Source organism: Dactylosporangium aurantiacum, assembly GCF_000716715.1.
In the GTDB taxonomy this organism is placed as follows: domain Bacteria; phylum Actinomycetota; class Actinomycetes; order Mycobacteriales; family Micromonosporaceae; genus Dactylosporangium; species Dactylosporangium aurantiacum.
Window position 1 is genome coordinate 1 of sequence record NZ_JNYJ01000080.1, and the last position, 18,932, is coordinate 18,932.

At 73.3% G+C, this 18,932-nt stretch carries 12 protein-coding genes; 7 read left to right on the forward strand and 5 right to left on the reverse strand.

Translation table 11 applies throughout. The features are described from left to right. On the reverse strand, positions 1-467 hold a 467-nt coding region (locus tag OP18_RS47885), incomplete at its 3' end, for a TetR/AcrR family transcriptional regulator (protein ID WP_162189933.1). Between the two features lie 57 nt (positions 468-524). Here OP18_RS47885 and OP18_RS47890 point away from each other — a divergent pair. Together OP18_RS47890 and OP18_RS47895 are read left to right on the forward strand one after the other, a co-directional pair. Further along, a complete protein-coding gene (locus OP18_RS47890) occupies positions 525-1,385 on the forward strand; it encodes an SDR family NAD(P)-dependent oxidoreductase (protein ID WP_052388459.1) in 861 nt (286 codons plus the stop codon). Then, on the forward strand, positions 1,337-1,588 hold the full coding sequence (locus OP18_RS47895; RefSeq protein ID WP_245635786.1) for a hypothetical protein: 252 nt from the start codon (positions 1,337-1,339) through the stop codon (positions 1,586-1,588). The genes OP18_RS47890 and OP18_RS47895 overlap by 49 nt, the downstream gene beginning before the upstream one ends. Positions 1,589-1,801: 213 nt before the next feature. Here the strand turns inward: OP18_RS47895 and OP18_RS47900 are convergent, their stop codons facing one another. After that, entirely contained in the window at positions 1,802-2,107 is a 306-nt protein-coding gene (locus OP18_RS47900; RefSeq protein ID WP_033367037.1) for a hypothetical protein, read from the reverse strand. A 133-nt stretch (positions 2,108-2,240) separates the two neighbouring features. Here OP18_RS47900 and OP18_RS47905 point away from each other — a divergent pair, with 133 nt between their 5' ends. From OP18_RS47905 to OP18_RS62240, 3 genes are read left to right on the forward strand one after another with little or no spacing between them, the layout of a single operon-like run. Then, on the forward strand, positions 2,241-3,752 hold the full coding sequence (locus OP18_RS47905; protein WP_033367038.1) for a hypothetical protein: 1,512 nt from the start codon (positions 2,241-2,243) through the stop codon (positions 3,750-3,752). Further along, the gene (locus OP18_RS54185) at positions 3,749-4,492 is read left to right on the forward strand and encodes a hypothetical protein (RefSeq protein ID WP_052388460.1); all 744 of its coding nucleotides are present in this window, start codon (positions 3,749-3,751) and stop codon (positions 4,490-4,492) included. The genes OP18_RS47905 and OP18_RS54185 overlap by 4 nt, the downstream gene beginning before the upstream one ends. Continuing rightward, entirely contained in the window at positions 4,489-9,108 is a 4,620-nt protein-coding gene (locus tag OP18_RS62240) for a coiled-coil domain-containing protein (RefSeq protein ID WP_281179588.1), read from the forward strand. Before OP18_RS54185 ends, OP18_RS62240 begins: the two co-directional genes overlap by 4 nt. Positions 9,109-9,114: 6 nt before the next feature. On the opposite strand, the gene OP18_RS47920 is transcribed toward OP18_RS62240, so the two are convergent. Together OP18_RS47920 and OP18_RS47925 are read right to left on the reverse strand one after the other, a co-directional pair. After that, positions 9,115-9,471 (reverse strand): hypothetical protein, encoded by a 357-nt coding sequence (locus OP18_RS47920; RefSeq protein WP_033367040.1) that lies wholly within the window; start codon positions 9,469-9,471, stop codon positions 9,115-9,117. Between the two features lie 61 nt (positions 9,472-9,532). Beyond that, entirely contained in the window at positions 9,533-11,587 is a 2,055-nt protein-coding gene (locus tag OP18_RS47925) for a carbohydrate-binding module family 20 domain-containing protein (RefSeq protein WP_052388461.1), read from the reverse strand. A 283-nt stretch (positions 11,588-11,870) separates the two neighbouring features. Here OP18_RS47925 and OP18_RS47930 point away from each other — a divergent pair, with 283 nt between their 5' ends. After that, positions 11,871-14,813, forward strand: a complete 2,943-nt coding sequence (locus OP18_RS47930) for a carbohydrate binding domain-containing protein (protein WP_033367041.1) — start codon at positions 11,871-11,873, stop codon at positions 14,811-14,813. 20 nt (positions 14,814-14,833) lie between these two features. Beyond that, on the forward strand, positions 14,834-16,933 hold the full coding sequence (locus tag OP18_RS47935; RefSeq protein WP_052388462.1) for a carbohydrate-binding module family 20 domain-containing protein: 2,100 nt from the start codon (positions 14,834-14,836) through the stop codon (positions 16,931-16,933). A gap of 435 nt (positions 16,934-17,368) precedes the next feature. On the opposite strand, the gene OP18_RS47940 is transcribed toward OP18_RS47935, so the two are convergent. Next, positions 17,369-18,931, reverse strand: coding sequence for a M16 family metallopeptidase (locus OP18_RS47940; protein WP_052388463.1), 1,563 nt, complete (start codon positions 18,929-18,931; stop codon positions 17,369-17,371). Position 18,932: the final 1 nt, after the last annotated feature.

Genomic DNA, 18,932 nt, shown 5'->3' on the forward strand with positions numbered 1-18,932 from the left:
TCCGGCTCCGGCTGGCTGATCAAGGTGAGTGTGATGCCGACGTTGGCGGCGAGCACCTGTTCGGCGGCGTCGGCCGCCGGCACCTTGAGCAGTCCCTGGACGGCGGCGGCAGTGAACCGCTCGCGCAACGCGGCGTGCGCGGGAGCGGTGACGGCGCAGGGCTTTCCCGGCTCGACGCGGCCGTAGAGCAGCCCGTAGAACGACGGGTGCTCCAGCCCGAACCGCACGTGCCTGTCCCAGCCCTGGCGCAGGTCGTTCAGCGGGTCGCCAGAGCTCTCGACCGCCGTGTACTGGGTGAAGCCGTGGTTCACCACGGCGTCGATCAGGCCCTGCTTGCTGCCGAAGTGGTGGTAGAGCGTCGGGGCCTGCACGCCGGCGCGTTCGCACACCGCCCTCGTGGACACCGTGCCGCCGGCCTCCAGCATCTCCGCCGCGGCGAGCAGGAGTCGGTCCCGAGAATTCTGCATGTTGCTACAGTAGCGCATGTAGCGCTACATTCGCTGCTATAGCGGAAGGAGAAGTCCATGAGGACCTGGTTCATCACTGGTGGGACGCCTGGAGGGTTCGGCCTGGTCTACGCCGAGGCCGCACTGGAACTGGGCGATCAAGTCGTGGTGACCGCGCGTCGCCCCGCTGAGCTGCGGGAATGGGCTGAACCGCACGGCGACCGGGTGCTGGTTCTCCAGCTCGACGTCACCGATGCCGAGCAGGTGCGTGCCGCGGTCACGACGGCAGAGCAGCGGTTCGGCGGGATCGACGTGCTCGTCAACAACGCGGGCCGTGGCTGGTTCGGCTCGGTCGAGGGGGCCCCGGACGAGACGATCCGCCGTACGTTCGACCTCAACCTGTTCGCCGTGGTCGAGGTGATCCGCGCGGTCCTGCCGGGTATGCGGGCACGCGGCGACGGCTGGATCGTGAACATGTCGTCGGTGGCAGGCCTCGTCGGCGCGCAGGGTTTCGGCTACTACGCGGCGGCGAAGTTCGCGGTCGAGGGACTGTCGGAGACACTGCGCCAGGAAGTCGCGCCGTTCGGTGTGCGCGTGCTCGTCGTCGAGCCGGGAGCGTTCCGCACCAAAGCCTTCGCCGGCTTCCGGGACGAGCCCGTCAACGAGACCGTCGACGCCTACGTGCCGATGGTCGAGGGCGTCAAGGCGGCGTTCGTGGACCATGACGGCAAGCAGGCGGGTGACCCTGAGCGCGGAGTACGGGCCGTGATCAGCGCGATGAACGCACCCGTTCCGCCGCACCGGATCGTGCTCGGCAACTCCGGCTACGACGTCGTCGTCGCGATGCAGAGAACTTCATCGCGGCCACCAACGCGCACGACGCGAACGCGCTGGCCGCGGTCTTCGGCGACGGGGCCACCGTGCGCGATGACGGAATAACCCGGGCCGGCGAGGCCGAGATCCACGAGTGGATCCAGACGCACCTGATCGACCCCAAGATCGTGATCACGCCGACCTCGTTCGCGGGCGACCGGCTGGTGGCCTCCGGGGAAGGTGAGTTCACCGGCGGGCCGCTGTCCTTCGCATTCGTGTTCGGCATCAAGGACGACCGGGTCACCGACCTCACGATCGACCCCGTCTGATTCGTCACCGGCCGGGGCGGCCTGAGAGCTGCCCCGGCCTCACCGGCCAGGCGTGGCCGACGCTGCTCGATGAGGGCAGGGCCATGCCCATCTCGTTGAACCGATGGATGACCTGGCGGCACAGCCTGAACGCAGACACGCCACCCGTCCCGGAGGCTGAGCGGCGTGTCATCCAACACCGTGAACGTTCGTGGTCAGAGCACCAGGCGCAGCTCAGGACCGCGGGCCGGGGACCCGCAGCGGGCGTTCGACCGCGTCCTGGGCGGCGACGGCGGCCATCAGCGCCCGGTACCGCGCCGGGTCCAGGTCGCCGGTCAGCAGCCGGTCGAACGCCTTCGCCTCCCGGCGGGCCAGGACCGGGCCGGCCGGGCGCGGCGGGGGCAGCGGGCCGAACCTGGCCGCGAGCCACCGGGCGGCCCGCGGCTCGTAGGCGCCCGCCAGGCGGTGGTGCCGGATCATCCACGCGTGCAGGGCGATCAGCACCGCGTACGCCACGGCGACGAACACGACGACGAGCACACCAGCAGGCTACGCCCGCCGTCCCCCGGACGTGCCGCGGCAGGCGGCGATGTGACGCCCCCGGGTTTCGGCCGATATCCTTGCGGACCGGAGCGGATCGGACCGGAGCGGAACAGGCGGGGAGCAAGCGCGCGTGGTGCAGGAGTGGCAGCCGGACCTGTTCGACACCGGGCCGGTCGGCAGCTCCGAGCAGCCGGAGGTGCGCTCGCCCGCCGCCGACGCGTCGATGCGGGCCCGCTGGCGGGCGCTGATCCTCACCGACCCGGTCGCCCGGCTGGTCCGCAACGCCGCCCACGCCACCGTCCACCAGGCCTACGACCTGCGCCAGCTGGCGCTCGCCGCGGTCGACATCGCGGTCGCGTCGATGGGCTTCGCCCGCCAGGTCACCCTCGCCGAGCTCGTCGAGTCGACCGCCGAGCTCGCCGCCGTCATGCACCCCGCAGGCACCCCCGACGACCACCAGGACGCGGCCCGCTGGGTGGTGAAGGGCCTGCTCAACGACGCCGACAACCAGGGTGCGTTCGTCTACACGTTCGTGGACGCGCAGGTCACCCCGCCGCGCCGGGAGGAGTACGCGTTCAAGCTCCTGCAGCTGCAGGACGGCCCCGACGGCGCGGTCGTGCTCGCCTCGCACCAGGCGGTCATGCTGTACCTCAACGGCCTCGACCTGGACGTCGACGACGCCGAGGCGGCGTTCTCGGTGGTGCTGCAGCGCCAGCTGCGGGACCGGCGCTTCGAGGCCGCCGCGCGGACCGCGACGCAGGCCGAGCGGGTGTCCGTGGCGATGTCGGCGTCGCTCGCCGACGTGCTCGACGCGACCCGCCGCGACGTGCGCGCCTTCGACTGGATCACCGACGTGCCGCACCGCCTGGCCCGCGCCCGCGACCACGTCGAGGCCCGCATCGCCGCCGACGCCGAGGTGCTCAACCACGTGGCGGCCGGCATCGACACCGAGACCGACAGCGCCGTGCGGCAGGCCTCCGGCGACCTCGTGGAGACCCTGCGCCGCATCCGCCGGGTCCACCTCGACCTCGCCGAGCGGGTCGCCGGCGCCCGGGGCGTGTTCCTGCAGGCGCAGCTGAGCCAGGTGTTCGCCCGCCGGGTCCACCTGCGCCTGCTCAACATCGAGCCGGAGCTGTTCCACCCGGTGCTCGCCGCGCCCGCCGACGACGCCCGGGTGGTCGCGGAGGCGTTCGGCGACCGGGTGCTCGGGCTGCGCGTGCCGCGGCTGCTGCACCTCGACGGACTCGTCGACATGCTGCTCGCCCCACCCCGGGCCGCGGAGCCCGACGACGTGGAGCCCGAGACGCCGGGCGACGTCGAGGGCGTCGACCTGCAGGCGTACCCGCCGGCGGTGGTGGCCGAGGCGACCCGCGTCCTGCGCCGGGCGTCGGACCACCCGGTCACGCTCTCGGCGCTGCTGGACTCCGCCGCCGGTGGCGGTGCCGACGTGCGCGAGCTGGTGCTGCTCAGCGCGCTGTGGTCGTACGCGCCGGATGTCGCCGACCCCGACGAGGACCGCGGCGCCGACCTCACCGCCCTGGTCTCGGCGCTGTCCGCGGAGCGCTCCGGCGAGCGTCTCGACCATCCCCTCGCGTGGGGCGACGACCTGCTGGTCAGCTACGAAGGAGGGCTCGAGGCGTGACGGTCCCGATCGAGGACGTGTGGGCGGCCGCCGAGCTGGTCGCGTTCGGGCTGCGCACCGGCGCCCGGCCGACCGACGGCAACGCCTACGGCCAGCTGCTGGAGCGGTACCGCACCAGCACCGCCTTCCGCGACGCCGTCGACACGGTCGCGGGCGGGCTCGGCCTCGTCGTGCTCGGCGCGCCGGCCCGCACCGGCCTGGTGCTGAGCACCCAGCCGGGCAGCGTCTTCGCGCTGCGGATGGCGGACCTGCGCGGTGGCAGCATGGCCGCCGACGACAAGCTCATCGCCGGCCTGGTCGTCCTGGGCATCGCGGCGTACGCCTTCCCGCACGACATCGACCTCGACGGCACCGACGTGAAGATCGTCGAGGTGGCGGCGCTGGACCGGTTCGTCCGCGACGCGATCGACCGGGTCCTCGCCCTGCCCGGCGACCCCGACACCGTCGACGGGCAGGCCCGCAGGGCCGCCGAGGTGTACCGGCGCACCGCCGCGTTCAAGCCCAAGGACCGGCTGCCGGGGCCGGCCCGCGGCTGCACCCAGTTCGCGGTCCTGGAGGTGCTCGGCTGGCTGGTCGAGCGGGGCGCCGCCCGGCAGCTGCCGCAGATGGGGGCCACCTCGTATCAGCTGACCGACCGGTTCCGGCTGCTCGTCGCCGACGTGGCGGGCGGCGAGGCCCTCGAGGCGCTGCGCGCGGTGCGCCGCGCGGCGGCCGCCCAGTCCACTGTGGATGGTGCGTGATGGTGGCGCCCGCGCGGCTGTGGCAGATCCGCCGCATCTACCTGGACCGGGTCGGCTCGCCCGCGGCCCGCTTCCGCGACGTGTGGCTCGACCTCACCGGCCGGGACGGCCGCCCGCTGGACACGATCCTGTGGATGCGCAACGGCGGCGGCAAGTCGACGCTGATCGCCCTGGTCTGCGCCCTGATCCGCCCCGACCGGCGGGACTTCCTCGCCACCGCCACCACCGGCCGGCACCTGGAGGACTGCATCCTCGGCGCCGACACCGGCCACGTCGTCGTCGAGTGGACCGACCCGACCGGCCGGCGGCTGGTCACCGGCGCCGTCTACGAGTGGACCGACCGCGTCCAGCCCGCCGACCCCAACGCCGGCCATGACCGGCTGAAGCAGTGCTGGTACGCCTACACGCCCGGCCCCGAAGTCGAGAGCCTGCCGTTCGCGGGCGCGGACTTCAAGGAGTTCGTCCGGGCCGTCGAGGGGCTGCCCACCACCGCCGAGGCGGTCGTCACCACCAAACAGGACCGCTGGGCGCAGGCGCTGCACGACCGCGGCCTCGACCCGGGCCTGTTCACCGCGATCCTGCGGATCAACGCCTCCGAGGGCGGCATCGAGCACCACTTCAAGTTCAAGACGTCCGACGACTTCGTGCAGTACCTGCTGAGCCTGGTCACCGAGCCCACCTCGGCGACGAAGGTCGCCACCATCCTGCGCGGCACCCGGGAACGCCTCGCCCGCCAGCCCCGGCTGCGCGCCGAGATCGCGTTCTGCGACGAGGCCGTCGACCTGCTCGAGGTGCTGGACCGGGCCCGCGCCGCCGTCACCACCGCCACCGCCGAGGCCGGCGCGGCCCGGGAGGCGGCGCTGCGCCTCGCCGCCGGGTTCACCGGCGCCGCCGCCCGGGCCGCCCGCCGGGCCGGCACCCACGAGGCGGAGGCGGCCGCCGCCGCCCGTGCCGCGCAGGACGCCCAGGCCCGCGCGGCCGGCCTCGACGTGCTGCTGCGCGAGGAGCAGTGGCAGGCCGCGTTCCGCCGGCACACCGACGCGCTCGCCGCGGTGCAGGACGCCCACCGCGCCGTCGAGACCCGCCGCCGCCTGCACCGCGCCTGGCAGCTGGTGCCCGCCCTCACCGACCGCGACCAGCTCACCTCCCGCCTCGAGGCGGCCCGCCGCCGGCAGCGTGAGGCCGAGGCCGGCGCCGCCCCGCTGCGCCAGGCCAGGGCCGAGGCGGCCGCGGTGTACCTGTCCGTGCTGCGCGACGCGTGCGCCGAGCTGGACGACACGGTCGCGACCCTGGCCGCGCAGGCCACCGACGCCGCCGAGCAGCAGGCGAAGTCCCGCGCCCTCGCCGACGCCCTGCGCGCCGACCTCGGCGGCCTGGCCGGCCGGCACCGCGCGATCGAGCAGCACCTCGCCGCCTTCGACCATGACCTGCACTCCGCCGCCGACGCCGGCCACCTGACCACGACCGACCCGGCCGCGACCGACAGCGCCGCCGGATCGGGTGGCGCGGCTGGATCGGGTGGCGCGGCTGGATCGGGTGGCGCGGCTGGATCGGGTGGCGCGGCTGGATCGGGTGGCGCGGCTGGATATGGCGCGGGCGGCCCGGATGGCGCGGGCGGCCCGGATGGCGCGGGCGGCCCGGATGGCGCGGGCGGCCTCGACGGTGGCGGCGCGGTCACGGTGCAGCGCCTCGCGGCGGCGCTCGCGGCGGCCCGGAGCGAGGACGACGCGGCGGCGCGCCGGCTCGCGGAGGAGCTGCCCGCCGAGGCCGAACGGCTCGACGCCGACCGGGCCGCGCACGAGCGGGACCGGGCCGCGGTGCACGCCGCCGTCACCGAGCTGACCCGGCAGCTGGCGACCCTCGACAGCGTGCGCACGCCGCTGCTCGCCGAGATCGAGGCGCTCGCCACCGACCCGCGGCTCACCGCACTCACCGAGCGGGACACCGTCGACCCGGTCGCCGAGCACCGGCTCCTCGTCGACCAGCTGTCGGAGGCGATCATCACCGCCGACCGGCAGCGCATCCAGCTGGCCGTCGCCGACGCCGAGGACGACCGGGCGGTGCAGGCCCTCGCGTCGCCGCGAGGGCTGCTGCCCGCGGCCCTGGACCTGGCCCGGGCCGCCGACGTGCTGGCCGCCGAGCGGATCCCGGCCAGCACCGGCTGGCACCACCTCGCCGACCGGGTCCCGCAGGACCGGTGGGCGGCCGCGGTGCAGCGGGTGCCGCACCTCGTCGGCGGCCTGCTCGTGCACGACGAGGCCGACCTGGCCCGGGCCCGCGACGCGCTGCACCGGGCGAAGCTCTTCCCGACCAGCGCCGTGCAGATCTCCACCACGACCCGCCTCGACGAGGCGACGCAGGACCCGGCCCGCCTGGAGGCGACCGGGGGCGCGGCCCGGGACGCCGCCGGCGGGCCCGGGCGGGAGGCCGGGTTCGTGCTGGAGCCGGCGCCGGCCATGTTCGACCGCACCGCCGCGGCACGGGAGGCCGACCGGCGCGCCGAGAGCCGCCGCGACCGCGGCGAACGCGTCCAGGAGCTGCTCGACGCCCGCGACCACGACCTGCGGCTCAAGGACCAGCTGCGGCAGCTCGCCGACCGCTGCCCACCCGGGCACCGCGAGCACCTCGACGCCGAGCACCGGCGGGTCGGGGAGCTGCTCGGCGAGGCGCGGGACCGGGCGGAGCGGCTCGACGCGGCCCGCGGCGACCTCGACGCCCGCGCCGGCCGGCTGCGCGAGGCCCAGCAGCGGCTCGCCGAGCGGCGGCGGATCCTCGCGACCCGCCTCGGCGTCCTGCAGGACCTGTCCCGCCGGGCGCCGGAGGCCGACCGGCAGCGCGCCGAGCTGGCCCAGCTGCCGGCCCGCCGCGCCGACCTGGAGCGGCAGCTGGAGCAGGCTGAGGAGCAGGAGCGCGGGTACGCCACCGTCGCCGCCCGCTGCACCGCCGGCGCCGAGCAGCACCGGGCCACGGCCCGCGGCCACCGGGCCAGGATCGACGAGCTGCGCCGGGTCGCGGACCCCACACCGCCGGCGCCGGCCCGGCCGGTCAGCCTGGCCGCGGCGATGAGCGCGTACCAGGCGGCCGACGAGGCGTACCTGCGCCGCTCGTCCGGCGACGCGCTGGAGGCGACGATCAGCGAGATCGGGCGGCGCCTCGACGCGCTGGACCGGCAGCTGCGGCAGTACAGCGCCGAGGAGCACGAGACGGCGGCGCGGCTCGCGGCCACCCCGGAGGCCGCCGACCCGGCGCTCGTCGCGCGCGACACCGAGCTGGCCGAGCAGGAGCACTTCGCGGCCCGGGCGGCCGCCACCCGCGCCGAGGCCGAGCGGGACGCGGCGCGCCAGGAGCTCGCCGAACGCGCCGCGCAGCGGCCGGCGGCGGGGGACGTGGCGGTGGTCGTACACCCCGGGGAAGAAGACCTGCGGGAGCAGCTGGACGCGGCCGGGGAGACCGCCCGCGCCGCCCGGGACCGGCAGGCGGCGGCGGAGCAGGCGGCACAGCTGCAGCACCGGCGGGCCGCGGACTTCCACGGGCTCGCCGGGGACCTGGAGGCGGACCTCGGGGAGCACGGCGAGGTGGACGCGGCGCCGTTCGACGGTGACGTGGACGCGGCCCGGGAGGCCGGCCGCGCGGCACGGCGGGCGGCGCAGGCGGCCGAGAAGGCGGTCACCGCCGCCCGCAACCAGCTCGCCGCCGAGGTCCACCGCGTCGACCGGTGGGCCGGCGAGGAGCGCTTTGCCGCCGTCACCGCCGAGGTCCGCGACCGGTTCCGCGGCGAGCACACGGCGGACCTGCCGGCGGAGGCGGCCCGCGGGCTGGCGGGGGAGCTGCGCACGTACCGGCACGCGCTCGCCGGCGAGCTGGAGGCCGTCGACAAGGACAAGCACCTGGTGGTGACCGCGCTGTGCGCCGAGGTCCGGGAGGGGCTCAAGACCCTGCAGCGCGCCCAGCACCACGCGCAGCTGCCGCCGGGTCTGGCCGAGCACCTGCGCAACCGGCGGTTCCTCGACGTCGGCCCGCGCTCGACGGTGGACACCACCGACGCGACGCTGCGCAGCCGGGTGGAGCGGCTCGTGGAGCGGCTCGTCGCCCGCCAGGAGACCATCCCCGACGGGCTGAGCCTGGTGTGGGAGGCGACCACCGCCGTCGTCGGCCGCGGCAACTTCACCGCCCGGGTGCTGAAGCCGTCGACCGAGCTGGGCGAGGACCGGCAGCCGGTCGAGCTGATGAGCAAGTGGTCCGGCGGGGAGAAGGTCACGATCAGCCTGCTGCTGTTCTGCATGCTCGCCCGGCTGCGCGCCGCGAACCGTGGCGGTGACGTGCCCGGCCTCGGCGTGCTGCCGATGGACAACCCGCTCGGCACTGCCAACTACGTCGCGTTCCTGGACCTGCAGCGCCGGGTCGCCGCCGCCAACGGCATCCAGCTGGTGTTCCTGTCCGGCCTCGGCGACATGCGTGCCGTCGGCCGCTTCCCCAACGTGGTGCGGATGCGCAACACCCATCACCGCGGCCGCAACTACGCCCAGGTGCAGGAGCGGGAGCTCAACGACGAGCAGGTCATCGAGGGCATCACCACGGCCCGGCTCACGTTCCCGCACCAGGAGACGCTGCTGTAGGCCGGGTCAGTCGGCCTCGGCGGTCTCGTTGATGCGCGTGATGCGCGCGGCCCAGCAGGCGGTGGCCTCGACCGGGTGCCGCCACCGCGACCAGCCCGGGACGCCGATGCCGACGACCACCGGCAGGAACACCGGCACCAACAGGTGCGGCCACAGCCGCACGCTGCCGGTCAGGCCGACCGTGACGCCCCACGCCGGCACCAGGATGACGACCACCGCGATCCAGACCGCACCGGCCTTCAGGATCGGCGGGCCGGACAGGGGGTCCCAGTCGTCGCCGAACATCATCGCCAGCCCGAGCCACGTCGCGCCGCCCGACACCGCGCCGAACCCCGCCGTCTGCCCCAGCGCCGACCATCGCATCGAGGTCAGTATGCGCCGTGAGGGCGGACGGCGGGGTCCGGTGCCGCGGTCGGTGCCGCGGTCAGCGCCAGGTCTCGTCGAGGGCGATGGTGCCGCCCGACGGGGTGCTCACCGTGCGGTTCGGGTCGCTCTCCCAGACCACCGTGCCGGCCGCGTCCTTGCGGATGTACTTGTACTCCACCACGGCGGAGCCCGGCAGCGTCACCTGGCCGGTCCACGTCGCGTCGGCCGTCTTCGTCAGCGGCACCGCGTCCGCCGGGTTCCACGACCCGATCGAGGGCGCGGCACCGACGAGGTACAGCTGCTGCCCCGGCTCCTCGGCGACGTGCAGCGTCACGGTGGCCTGCACGGTGGCGCCGGCCTCCCATCCGTCCGATGTGGACAGCCAGCCGTCGGCGGGCACGGTGCCGGTGCGGTTGGGGCGGCTCTCCCAGGTGACGGTGCCGTCGGCGGCGACCTTCACGTACTTGTACTCGATCGCCGTGCCGGCCGGGATCCGCAGCTGGGCCGTCCACTGCGGGTAGCCGGCCGCCGACAGCGGCACGCCCTTCGCCGGGTCCCAGGCGCCGAGCGCGGGGGCGTTGCCGACCAGGACGAGGCGCTCGCCGGGGGCGACGACCGCGTACGCGGAGAAGCTGACCGCCGGTGCGGGCGCCGCCGAGGGGCGCGACACCCGGTGCCTGACGTCGATCGCGAGGGTGCTCAGGCCCGGCACCGTGGTGGTGAGCGCACCCGCCGCGCCGACGGTCACCGTCGGGCCGGTGCAGCGGTCGCCGCGCACGGTGCCGTGGGTGACGTCGCAGTACACGCCGGCCGGCAGGCCCGTGTCGAACGTGCGGGTGACGGCGGTGCTCTCCCGGTTGAGCACGACGTAGCCGCGGCCCTCCCGGGCGAACGCGACCGCGTTGTCGCCGTCGCTCCACCAGCGGCTCACCGGCGCGGTGCCGGCCGCGGCGCGGAAGCCGACCATGCCGGTCGTCGCGGTGTCCCGGTGCTGGCAGAACCAGCCGCCGGGGCCGCTGGCGACGCCGCCGCAGCGCACCGCGCCGAGGTCGCCGTCGGCCTTCGCGCCGGGCGGGCCCGCGTCGGGGGCGGTGAAGCCGAAGCCGGACAGCACCAGCGGGTGGCCGTAGGGCCAGGCGAGGGAGAAGACGTTGCCGATCGCGAAGAGCGGTCCGTCCTTGTACGTGAGCGTCGCGCCGCTCTGGTCGCGTTCGGTGTCGTGGCTGTCGACGTACACGACCGCGGTGCCGGACGGGGAGAAGCCCCACGCCTCGCCGAACTGGTCGAGCCAGCTGAGCTTGCCGGACTTCACCACCCGGCTGATCTGCTGGCCGTACGCGTCCTCGATGACGTCGCCATTGGGCAGGTAGTCCGACTTGGGGATCGGTGCGTTGCCCAGCACCTCCTGGTACAGGTACGCGGGCCGCTTGAGCTTCGCCTTGATCGCGGCGAGGTCGGCGGCCGGGATGTGCTTGGCCGCGTCGATGCGGAAGCCGTCGACGCCGAGGCGGATCAGGCCGTTGAGGTAGCCGGCGATGTCGGTGCGCACGTCCTCCTGCTCGGTGGCGAGGTCGGCCAGGCCCAGCAGCTCGCAGTGCTGGATCTCCCACGCGTCGTTCCAGTCACGGATCCAGTCGTCGGCGCCGCGGCCGCAGTGGTGGAAGTCGGTGGTGTCGTAGAGGCCGGGGTAGTCGTACTTGCCGAAGCGGGTGCCGCCGCTGCCGGTGCCGCCGGCGGTCTGGCCCGACATGTGGTTGACGACGGCGTCGACGTAGACCTCGACCCCGGCGCGGTGGCAGGCCTCGACCATGCCGGCGAACTCGCGGGTGTTGCCGTAGCGGCTGTCGAGCTTGTAGCTGACCGGCTGGTACGCCTGCCACCACGGGTACCCCTGGTCCGGCAGCTCGACGTGCTCCTGCGGCGGGGTGACCTGTACGGCGGCGTAGCCGGCCGGGCCGAGGGTGGTGCGGCACTCGTGCGCGACGTCGCGCCACTGCCATTGGAAGAGGTGCGCGGTGACGTCACGGGTGGCACCGGACGCCGCCGCGGGAGGGGCACTGAGCCCGACGGCGGTCAGGGCGAGGACCGCCGTGAGCAGAAGGGGACGCTTCAACGAATACGCTCCACTGTAGGTGACTTGCAGCAGTTGCAAAGTCTTGCAAGAGCGCCCTGATGCTAGCTTCCCGTAACCCGCCGGTAAAGACCTGTTGATCTTTGCAAGGTGGCATCAGCGTTTCAGCAGCTCAGTGCCGGTCTGTATGGCGGGGAGCCGGTCATTTTTGCAAGAAGCTTGACATGTGTCAATCGGTCCAATCAGTCTTCCTCCACGCGCTGCCACACCCCGCCAGGCAGTCACGTCGGTCGGTCCGCCACCGCATCGATGCAAGGAGCACCCCGTGTCCCGCAGAAGCAAGTTGCTGCTCACCGTCCTGACGCTGCTGGCGTCGCTGCTGGTCGTCCCTGCCCTCGCCGCCGCGGGCACCACGGTCACCGTGTACTACAAGCCCACCGCCGCCTGGAGCACCGTCAACATCCACTACGCGCCCAACGGCGCCAGCTGGACCCCCGTGCCCGGCGTGGCGATGACGGCCGCCTGCACCGGCTGGTACCGCAGGACGATCGACCTCGGCGCCGCCACCGGCCTGCAGGTGGTCTTCAACAACGGCGCCGGCACCTGGGACAACAACGCCGGCCGCAACTACGCGCTCGGCACCGGCGACGTCACCGTCACCGGCGGGGTCGCCGGCACCGGCAACCCGTGCGGGGGCCAGCCGACCCCGACCACGCCGCCGCCGACCGGTAACACCGCGACCGTCTTCTACTCCACCGCCGGCAGGACCTGGCCGGTGGTGAACATCCACTACGCGCCGACCGGCGAGGCATGGACCGCGGTGCCCGGCGTCGCGATGAACGAGGTCGCCTGCGCCGGCTGGGTGAAGAAGACCGTCGCCCTCGGCGCCGCCACCGGCATGCAGGCCGTGTTCAACAACGGCTCCGGCACGTGGGACAACAACAACGGCGCCAACTACCGCATCGACGCCGGCACCTCGACGGTCGCCGGCGGGGTCGTCACCGGCGGCGCCACCGACCCGTGCGCGGCGGTCCCGCCCGACACGACCCCGCCGAGCACGCCGGGCGGGCTCACCGCGACCGTCGACCACGTCACCGTCACCCTCGCCTGGGCCGCCGCCACCGACGACCGGGGCGTCACCGGGTACCAGCTCAGCCGCACCCCGGGACCCGTCCTGCTGACCAGCTCGACCAACGGGTACATCGACGGCAGCCTCAGCCCGCGCACGACCTACACGTACACCGTGAAAGCCGTCGACGCCGCGGGCAACCGCTCCGGCGCGTCCACCACCGTCACCGTCACCACCGGCGACGCGCCCCCACTGCCGGCGGGCGGCTCGATGCTCGGCGGCGACCCGCGCAAGGACAGCATCTACTTCGTGCTCACCGCCCGCTTCTACGACGGTGACCCGTCCAACGACCGCGGCGGCAGCCAGCACGTCAAGTCCGGCAACGCCGCCAACAACGACCCGATGTTCCGCGGCGACTTCAAGGGCCTCGTCGACAAGCTCGACTACATCAAGGCCCTCGGCTTCTCCGCCGTCTGGATCACGCCGGTCGTGCTCAACCGCTCCGACTACGACTACCACGGCTACCACGGCTGGGACTTCTTCCGCGTCGACCCGCGCCTGGAGTCACCCGGCGCCTCCTACCAGGACCTCATCGACAGCGCGCACGCCAAGGGCCTGAAGATCTACCAGGACGTGGTCTACAACCACAGCTCCCGGTGGGGCGCCAAGGGCCTGTACGTGCCGACCGTCTGGGGCGCCCGCGACGGGCAGTGGGACTGGATGTACAGCGAGAAGGTCCCCGGCGCCACCTACGACCCGCTCAACGAGAACGCCCTCGGCCGCGCCTACAACGGCGACCTGTGGTCCACCACCGCGCCGGCCGGCAACACCTGCCCCAACTACGGCCAGACCAACGGCACCTTCAGCGCCGAGGGCTACGCCAACCACCACTGCCAGTGGCCCAGCCCGACCGCGAAGATGTTCCCCGCCTCCCTGTACCACCAGTGCTGGATCGGCAACTGGGAGGGTGAGGACGCCCGCTCCTGCTGGCTGCACGACGACCTCGCCGACTTCAACACCGAGAACCCGGTCGTGCAGCAGTACCTGATCGACGCCTACAACTCCTACATCGACATGGGCGTGGACGGCTTCCGCGTCGACACCGCCGTGCACATCCCGCGGGTCACCTGGAACCGGCGCTTCCTGCCGGCCCTGCAGCAGCGCCTCACCCAGAAGTACGGCGCGGCCAAGGCCCAGGACTTCTACGTCTTCGGTGAGGTCGCCGCGTTCGTCAACGACAAGTGGAACCGCGGCTCGGTCAACCACTCCGCGCAGTTCTACACCTGGAAGGAGCGGCGCACCTACGTCGCCGACGACGTGCAGGCCGCCCTGGACCAGTACACCTACGAGAACCAGCTCGGCACCGCCAACCAGCCCACGTCCACCAACGCGTTCCTGAGCGGCAACACCTACCACGCGCCGGACCACAGCCAGTTCTCCGGCATGAACATCATCGACATGCGGATGCACATGAACTTCGGTGACGCCGCCAACGCCTTCAACAACGGCAAGGACTCCGACGACAGCGTCAACGACGCCACGTACAACGCCGTGTACGTGGACTCGCACGACTACGGCCCCAACAAGTCCACCACCCGCTACGCCGGCGGGACGGACGCGTGGGCCGAGAACATGGACCTGATGTGGACGTTCCGCGGCGTCCCGGTCCTGTACTACGGCTCGGAGGTCGAGTTCCAGGCCGGCAAGCAGATCGACTGCGGGCCGACCTGCCCCCTCGCCAACACGGGCCGCGCGTACTTCGGCCAGTACGTCGAGGGTTCGGTCGTCGCTTCCGGGTACGGCACCGTCGCCGGCGCCAGCGGCCCGGTCGCCACCACCCTGAGCAAACCGCTGGTCCAGCACGTCCAGCGGCTCAACCAGATCCGCCGCGCGGTGCCGGCACTGCAGATGGGGCAGTACTCCACCGCGGGCGTCACCGGCGGCATCGCCTACAAACGCCGCTACACCGCCGGCAGCGTCGACAGCTTCGTCCTCGTCGCCATCTCCGGCACCGCCACGTTCACCGGCATCCCCAACGGCACCTACACCGACGCCGTGACCGGTGACGTGCAGACCGTCGCCAACGGCACCCTCACCGCCACCGTGACCGCCAAGGGCGCCATGCGCGTCTACGTGCTGTCGCTGCCCGGCAACCCCGCGCCGGGCAAGGTCGGCGCCGCCGGCCCCTACCTCCGCTGACACCCCCTGGGAGACACCCCGTGAAGAAGAGACTGCTCAGTATCGGCGCGGTCGCGCTGGCCGTCGCCGGCGCGCTCGCCTACCCGGTCCTGTCCGCCGACCGCTCCGCCGACGCCTCCGCCGCCTCCGACGACGTCATCGCCAACCTGTGGCTGTGGCCCTGGACGTCGGTCGCCACCGAGTGCACCAACGTCCTCGGCCCCGCCGGCTACGGCGCCGTGCAGGTCGCCCCGCCGGAGGACTCGATCAGTGTGGCCGGCCACCCGTGGTGGGACATCTACCAGCCGGCCGCCTACGACCTCAACAGCCGCATGGGCACCCGCGCCCAGTTCGTGTCGATGGTCAACGCCTGCCACGCGGCCGGCGTCAAGGTGTACGTCGACGCCGTCATCAACCACATGACCGGCGCCAACCAGACCTCGACGACCGCGTACGGCCCGGCGTCGTTCACGAACAACTACAGCTACCCGAGTGCCGGCTACGGGTACAACGACTTCCACCACAACGGCGGCGCCTGCCCCCAGGCCGACAACCAGATCCACGACTGGAACAACCAGACCGAGGTCTGGAACTGCCAGCTCCTCGGCCTGTCCGACCTCGCCACCGAGACCGACTACGTGCGCACGAAGATCGCCGGGTACCTCAACGACCTGCTCAGCGTGGGCGTCGACGGGTTCCGCGTCGACGCGGCCAAGCACATGGCCCAGGCCGACCTCGCCGCCATCAAGGGCAAGCTCACCAAGCCCGACGTGTACTGGGCGCAGGAGGTCATGCCCGGCGGCAGCGGCAACCTGTCCATGGCCGCCTACGAGTCCACCGGCGGCGTGCTCGAGTTCAACTACGCCACCAACCTCAAGAGCCAGTTCACCGGCAGCATCGCCAACCTGCAGACGTTCGGCACCAGCTGGGGCCTGCGCCCGTCGGACAAGGCGACCGCCTTCGTGTCCAACCACGACACCGAGCGCAACGGCTCCACACTCAGCTACAAGAACGGCAGCACCGACACCCTCGCCACCGTCTTCATGCTGGCCTGGAACTACGGCACCCCGAACGTGATGAGCTCCTTCAGCTTCACCAACAACGACGCGTCCCCACCGGCCGACGCCAACGGCTACGTCACCGCCGTCACCTGCGGCAGCGGCTGGGAGTGCCAGCACCGCCAGCGCTCCGTGCGCAACATGGTCGGCTTCCACAACGCCACCCGCGCCAGCTCGACCGTCGGCAACTGGTGGAGCGACGGCGCGAACGCGATCGCCTTCTCCCGCGGCGCGCTCGGCTGGACCCTCATCAACAACGGCGGCGGGTCCGTCGCCGCCCGCACCTTCAGCACCGGCCTGCCCGCCGGCACGTACTGCGACGTCATCCACGGCGACTACACCGCCTCGACCTCCTCCTGCAGCGGCCCGACGGTCACCGTCAACGGCTCCGGCCAGGCCACCGTCGGGGCGAACGCCAAGGACGCCGTCGCCATCCACGTCAACGCCCGGGTCACCGGCGGCACCCCCTCACCGACCCCGTCCACCTCGTCGCCGGCCCCGGCCGGGGTCACCTTCACCGTGACCGGCGCCCCCACCGGCAACCCCGTCTACCTGATCGGCTCCGTCGCGGCGCTCGGCTCCTGGAACACCGCCAACGCCCTCCCGATGACCGCCGCCGGCGCCGCCTGGACCAGGACGGTGACCCTGCCGGCGAACACCGCCGTGGAGTACAAGTTCATCACCAAGACCGCCGCCGGCGCCGTCACCTGGGAGCCGGGCAGCAACCACACCTACACCGTCCCCGCCGGCGGCACGGGCACCGTCACCACCACCTGGAACGGCTCCACGACCACCCAGCCGGCGGTCACCTTCAACGCCACGGTCACCACGGTCCCCGGCCAGAACGTGTACGTGGTCGGCTCGATCGCGGCCCTGGGCTCCTGGAACACGGCGAACGCGGTCGCCCTGTCCTCGGCCGGCTACCCCGTCTGGTCCGGCACCGTCACCATGCCGGCCAACACCGCGGTCGAGTACAAGTTCATCAAGAAGGACGGCTCGGGCAACGTCACCTGGGAGAGCGGCGCCAACCGCACCCTGAACACCGGCACCGCCAACCAGACCGTCAACGCCACCTGGAAGTAGCCGCCGCCAGGGCGAACGGCGGATCCGGCCACCGGATCCGCCGTTCGCCGCTGTTACAGAAGTCCGGTCGGAGTCGCATGAGCGATTCGTGTAGGGCGACAACGTCCTCCGCGACCACAGCCCACCCAGCGGTGTTCCCGCACCGCGGGGTCGTTCCTCAGTGGGATGGTTCCTGGTTTTGAACCTCTCGGCGGTGTGGCACTACCGAATGATGCCCTCGACGGCGGTGGAACATGTGAGGACGGCGGCCGGGGAACATCACCGCGACCACGGCACGGACCGCAACCACGCAACCCATGCGCGCGGCCTCCTGGCCGTGCGGAACCACAAAGTCCCTTGGCCTGAACATATACCTATAAAAGGTGCAGAGGACCCGCACGCGGCCCGCAACGGCGGCCCGCAGCGCATCGGTCATCCAGGGGCGATGCTGCCGCGTCAGACCGGCGGGAACGCACCACCGGGCGGGAGCACCGTGATGGTCCGCGGGCTCCCGCCGGCGGGGGCAGGAAACGGACCGGTGGACGGAAACGTGCCGGTGGCAGGTGCCGGCGACGGGCGGGGAATGTCGGCCGGGTTGCGGGCCGGCATCGGCAGGACGATCGACGGGTCGACGGACCGGTCGATGCGGGCGGCGGTGTCGGCCGGCGCGCCGAACAGCGCCGGGTCGACCAGCACCGCGATCCCGTCCAGGCCGATCAGCTGCCGCGCGCCGTCCGGCCACGCGTGCACCACCGCGCAGGAGCGGTAGCGGACCGTCGCCCGGCACTCGCCGACGACGACGCTGACCCCGTCGGCGCCGAGGACGAGCGAGGCGCCGGAGCCGTCGACCGCCCGGTAGGTGTGCCCGGGGACGGCGTCCGTGGACGTCGTCGGCGCCGCCGCGAACCCGGCCCAGTCGGCGCGGCTGTCCGGCGGCACCTGCAGCAGCCCCGAGCCGAGGACCTGCAGCGCGGCGTCGTGCACGTCGGCGAGGGTGACGGCGTACAGCTGGGCGCGCAGCTCGTCCAGGGTGCGCAGCCGCGCGCCGGTGAGCAGGTCGGTGGCCAGGCCCGGCAGCCGGCCGGCGGGCGCGTCGGGGTGGCGCAGCGCCTCGTCGCGTTTCGTGCGGACCGCGTCGAGCTCGGCCTGGGTGATCCGGCCGACCCGGAACCCGGCGAGGACGTCGACGAAACCGCCGACGACCGCGCCCTGCTTCTCCGGCACCGCGTCGGCGAACGCGGTGACCACGGCCATGCCGTCGCCGCGCGGGTCGTAGGAGGCGCTCGCCGCGTACGACAGGCCGCCCTCCTGCCGCAGCGACCGGAACAGCTCCCGCTCCAGCATCAGCGCGAACAGCGAACCCGCCACGTGCCGGCGCATGACGCCGTCGAAGACGACGCCGCCGGGGACGCCGGTGAAGTACGCCGGGGTCACCGGCAGCACCGTCGAGGCGGCCGGCACCGGGCGGAGCACGCCGGGCGGCAGGCGCAGCCGCAGGCCCGGCGGGACCCGGTCGCCGGAGATCCACAGCACCGCGTTCGCGCGGGTGAACCAGGCGTTCGCCCAGGCCCGCACGTCGTCGGGGCCGAGCCGGTCGATGCCCCACTCGGGGTAGCCGACCAGGCCGTAGTGCTGGGCGCCGTGCCGCCACATCGGCAGCATCCGGTTGACGCCGCCGCCGCGCCCGGCCGCCTCGGTGCGCAGGATCGCCTTCTCCGTCTCCAGCCGCTGCACCGGCAGGTCGGCGAGGGAGTCGCAGACCATCTCCAGGTACGTCACGATGTCGCGCTCGCTGCCCTGCATGTGGAAGTGGGTGACGACGCTGCCGGTGGCGCCGTTGTAGTGGTAGTCGGCGACGCCGTGCCGGTGCAGCGCGAGATGCTCGACGAGGTGTGTGATGCCGATGCGGGCGGCGCCCTCGTCGACCAGGCCGACCCGGAAGGTCAGCCCGGCGGTCATCGGGCCGGAGCTCGGCGCGAGCAGCGTCGGGACGCCGTCGACGTCGGTGCGGTGCAGCACG

What these genes read in the sequence shown, in the direction of transcription:
- OP18_RS47890 (WP_052388459.1), top strand. Translation starts at nt 525, where the DNA reads ATGAGGACCTGGTTCATCACTGGTGGGACGCCTGGAGGGTTCGGCCTG.
- OP18_RS47920 (WP_033367040.1), bottom strand. Translation starts at nt 9,471, where the DNA reads ATGCGATGGTCGGCGCTGGGGCAGACGGCGGGGTTCGGCGCGGTGTCG.